This window comes from Mycobacterium sp. (assembly GCF_052143115.1).
Taxonomy (GTDB): Bacteria; Actinomycetota; Actinomycetes; order Mycobacteriales; family Mycobacteriaceae; genus Mycobacterium.
The window spans coordinates 1-3,277 of record NZ_JBKQTQ010000151.1; the positions used below are offsets into that span (position 1 = coordinate 1).

A 3,277-nucleotide genomic window follows, 5' to 3' on the forward strand; every position below is an offset into this window, starting at 1 on the left:
GACCACCATTCGCCCAGCGCCGGGTCCGGCCGGCCCTTCCACGTCATCTCCCACCATGCCTGGGCGCTGGGCAGCGTCCAGGTGATGGTGACCGTATTGGATTGATCCTCGAACCAGATCGGGGGACTGACGAGGACGTTGCACAGCGTCATGCCGCGGGAGCGGGCACCGGGCGCGTACTCGGCAAGGTAGGTCTCGACGAACCTTCTGGCGCATCCGGGCTTGGTAACCACCCTGTCGATGACGAATACCCGACCGTCAGCCATGGCCCGACCGTAGATACCCCGCGAGACCTTGAAGGGGTGCACTCCCGGCCATCGGGAGAACCTCGTTGACCCCGACCTGGATGCGGGTGACGGTGGTCAGATGAGCAATCCGTTCAGCCCCGTTCAGCTCGGCCCCGTCACGTTGCGCAACAGGATCATCAAGGCCGCCACATCCGAAGGGCGATCGCCCGAGGGGCTGGTCACCGACGATCTGATCGCATTCCATCGGTCGTTCGCCGACGGAGGGGTCGGCATGACGACGGTCGCCTACTGCTGTGTGTCGCCCGAGGGTGCCAGCGCACCCGGCCAGATCGTGATGAGTCCACAGGCCCTGCGGGGGTTGCGCAGGCTTACCGATACCGTCCACGAGGGCGGCGCCGCGATCTCCGCCCAGCTCGGCCACGCCGGGGTGGTGGCACCGAAGGCGTTGACCGGGGTCACGGCGGTCGCGCCGAGCCGGTTCATCAACCCGACGTCGTTCGCGTACTGCCGCGCCATCACACGTGACGAGATCAGGATGGTCATTAATCAGTTCGGCGCTGCGGCGCAGGTGGCGATCGATGCCGGATTTGACGCGGTCGAATTGCATTTCGGCCACCTGTACTTGCCGAGCTCCTTCATGAGCCCGCTCATCAACCGCCGTAAGGACGAGTACGGCGGGTCCATCGACAACCGATCCCGCTTCGCGCGTGAGATCGCCGAACGCGTCCGCAATGTGGCGGGCGGCCGGATCGCCGTCATCGCCAAGCTGGACATGGACGACGGACTGCCGGGCAGCATCTGGATCGACGAGGCGCTGCGCACCGCGCAGCTGCTCGACGCCGACGGCACACTCGACGCGATCGAGCTGACCCAGGGCTCCTCGGTTTTCAAGCCGATGTACCTGTTCCGAGGCGACGTCCCTGTGCGGGAGTTCGCCCGCGTCATGCCGGCCGCTTTGCGGCCCGCCATCAGGCTGGCTGGAAAGCGAATAATGGGCAGCTACCCGTATACCGACCTCTACATGCTCGAGGCGGCACGGCAATTCGTACCGGTTGTGCGCAACACCAAGCTGATTCTGCTGGGCGGCATCACCAACCGCGACCATCTCGAGACCGGGATGCGCGAGGGATTCGACTTCATGGCGATGGGCCGGGCGCTGCTGCGCGAGCCCGATCTAGTCAACAAGATGACCATTGATCCCGCTACACGCAGCCGGTGCAACCACAACAACAAGTGCATGGTCACCGTTTTCGGGCGCACGCACTGCGTGCTCGATCCCCAACAACGCTACGGTCCGGTGCTTGCGAAGATCGGGGACGCTGCGGCGACTCCGGTTGCCGCGCTGCAGATCGACACCTGACCGCTTGAGGCGGGCCGTCGAAGCCCCGTCCCGATGCAATCCTCCCGGTGATCGGCACAAACGTCGAAAGCATCCCAGCCAGGGGATATAGACCCTCCGTCAGCAGAATTCGGTTGTTAGCGTGGCGGCCAATCATGTTGAGGGAGAAATGATGAACGCGTCAGATATCGATACGCCGGAGATCGCCAAATTCGATCCACTGTTGGTACAACGCTGGATGGCGGTGTTACGGCCCGCTGTCAAGGCGTGGTTGCGCTCCGAGGTCAGGGGTTTGGACCACATCCCACCCGGAGGCGTACTGCTGGTCTCAAACCACTCCGGCGGCGCCCTGCCCACCGATATGCCGGTATTCGCCTCCGACTTCTACAAGAAGTTCGGCTTCGACCGGCCACTGTACGGACTCGCTCACGACATCATCCTGAGCGGGCCCACATCCGGACTCATGCGGCGGCTCGGCCTCATCCGCGCCAATCGTGCCAATGCCGCAAGCGCTCTGCGCAGCAGCGGTGCGGTGCTGGTTTTCCCCGGCGGCGACTATGACGCGTACCGGCCGAGCTGGCAGCAGAACACCATCAACTTTAGAGGACGGATGGGATACGTCAGAACGGCCATCGAGTCCGGTGTACCCATCGTGCCCGTCGTGTCCATTGGCGGCCAAGAGGGCCAGCTCTACCTGAATCGCGGCATGTGGTTGGCGAAGAAGCTTGGAATCAAAGAGCGGATGCGCACCGACATTCTGCCCATCTCATTGGGCCTGCCGTTCGGACTGACGCTGATTCCGCTCAACCTGCCGCTGCCCACCAAGGTGGTCACCCAGGTTCTCGAACCCATCGACATCGAGGCGACATTCGGTGCGGAACCCGACGTGGAAGCAGTCGATGCCCACGTGCGCTCGCTGATGCAGGAAGCATTGAATGATCTTGCGGCACAACGACGTTTCCCCGTCCTTGGTTGAGGTCATGGACGCTGTGACCGACGGTGTCCGCCGATAGGGCGTCCGCGCCGAAGCCACCTCCTAGCGAAGCAGTTGAGCCAGCTCGCCGCACGCGTGCCGCCGGGCTTCGTGCGCGATGTCGAGCATCGGCATCGTCATGAACCCGTGGATGCCTCCCTCGAAGGGGCATCGCGCCGTGACCACGCCCGCGGCCTCTAGCGCGTCGGCGTAGGCAATGCCCTCGTCACGGAGTGGGTCGTGGCCGGCGAGGACGACGACCGCGGGCGGCAATCCTGTCAGGTTCGCCCGAAGCGGGGAGGCGTACGGATGTTCCCGGTCGGCAAGCGCGGGCACGTACTGGTCCCAATACCACTGCAGCGCCGGCTTCGGGTTGTAGAAACCCTTGCCGAACAAGCGATACGACTCGTTGTCGAAGTCGTCCGCGATCACCGGGTAGAGCAGCATCTGACCCGCAAGCGAGGGACCGCCGCGGTCACGCGCCATCAACGCGGTGACGGCGGCGAGGTTCCCTCCCGCGCTGTCGCCGCCCACCGCAACGGATTCTGCATCACCGCCAACAACGTCGGCGTTGTCTGCCGCCCATCGGACGGCCGTGTAAACATCCTCGGCCGCGTCAGGCCACTGATGCTCCGGAGCCAACCGGTAGCCCACCGAAATAACAACGGCGGAAATAAGATTGGTGATGTCGCGGCACAGCTCGTCGTGGCTGTCGAG

Annotated in this window: 4 protein-coding genes; 2 read left to right on the top strand and 2 right to left on the bottom strand. The window is 64.3% G+C overall.

The genetic code is table 11. From position 1 onward, the window contains the following. A partial coding sequence (locus tag ACLQI9_RS15655) for a hypothetical protein (protein WP_442391887.1) occupies positions 1-266 on the bottom strand: 266 nt, incomplete at its 3' end. Positions 267-366: 100 nt separating this feature from the next. On the opposite strand from ACLQI9_RS15655, the gene ACLQI9_RS15660 reads away from it, so the two are divergent. Further along, entirely contained in the window at positions 367-1,608 is a 1,242-nt protein-coding gene (locus ACLQI9_RS15660; protein WP_442384853.1) for an NADH:flavin oxidoreductase, read from the top strand. A gap of 151 nt (positions 1,609-1,759) precedes the next feature. Then, positions 1,760-2,563, top strand: coding sequence for a lysophospholipid acyltransferase family protein (locus ACLQI9_RS15665; RefSeq protein WP_442384851.1), 804 nt, complete (start codon positions 1,760-1,762; stop codon positions 2,561-2,563). Between the two features lie 60 nt (positions 2,564-2,623). On the opposite strand, the gene ACLQI9_RS15670 is transcribed toward ACLQI9_RS15665, so the two are convergent. Further along, the coding region (locus ACLQI9_RS15670; RefSeq protein WP_442391888.1) for an alpha/beta hydrolase at positions 2,624-3,277 on the bottom strand (654 nt) is incomplete at its 5' end.

What these genes read in the sequence shown, in the direction of transcription:
- ACLQI9_RS15660 (WP_442384853.1), top strand. Translation starts at nt 367, where the DNA reads ATGAGCAATCCGTTCAGCCCCGTTCAGCTCGGCCCCGTCACGTTGCGC.
- ACLQI9_RS15665 (WP_442384851.1), top strand. Translation starts at nt 1,760, where the DNA reads ATGAACGCGTCAGATATCGATACGCCGGAGATCGCCAAATTCGATCCA.